Here is a 500-nt window from a genome sequence, read left to right as displayed (position 1 = left end):
GTCGAACAGCACGGGCGTTTCTTGGAGGGTATCGGGGAGAAAGACCTTTACCAGGCAGCGCTCACAGTCATGATGCGCCTAGTGTTTCTGTTTTCTGCTGAGGAGCGGGGTCTTCTTTTGCTTGGCGACGCGTTGTACGACCGTCACTATGCAATCTCGACACTACGCGACCAGTTGCGTGAGATACCCGACGAGCAGCTTTTGGAGCATAGGCACGACGCGTGGAGCCGATTTTTGGCGACGTGCCGCGTTATCTATAGTGGAGTAGAACACGAGGTGATGCGCTTGCCAGCGTATGGTGGGGCCCTGTTCGACCCGAACCGCTATCCGTTTCTGGAGGGTCGGAAAGCAGACACCTCATGGGTTGACACGCCAGCGGCACCGCTTCCAATCAACAACCGCACGGTACTGCATCTGTTGGAGTCGCTGCAGTTCCTGCGAGTGCGCGTCCCGGGAGGTGGGATTGAGCCGCGCCGGTTGTCGTTCCGTGCGCTCGATAT

The 500-nt window shown here is 58.2% G+C and carries 1 pseudogene; it reads left to right on the top strand.

Annotated features, from left to right (window positions below):
* Positions 1-500, top strand: a pseudogene (locus J5M67_RS27985) (restriction endonuclease); the annotation flags it as partial.

The organism is Pseudomonas sp. 30_B (assembly GCF_017491605.1).
Lineage (GTDB): Bacteria > Pseudomonadota > Gammaproteobacteria > Pseudomonadales > Pseudomonadaceae > Pseudomonas.
Note: the sequence above shows the minus strand (reverse complement) of the source record. Positions and strands in the feature narration are given on the sequence as shown.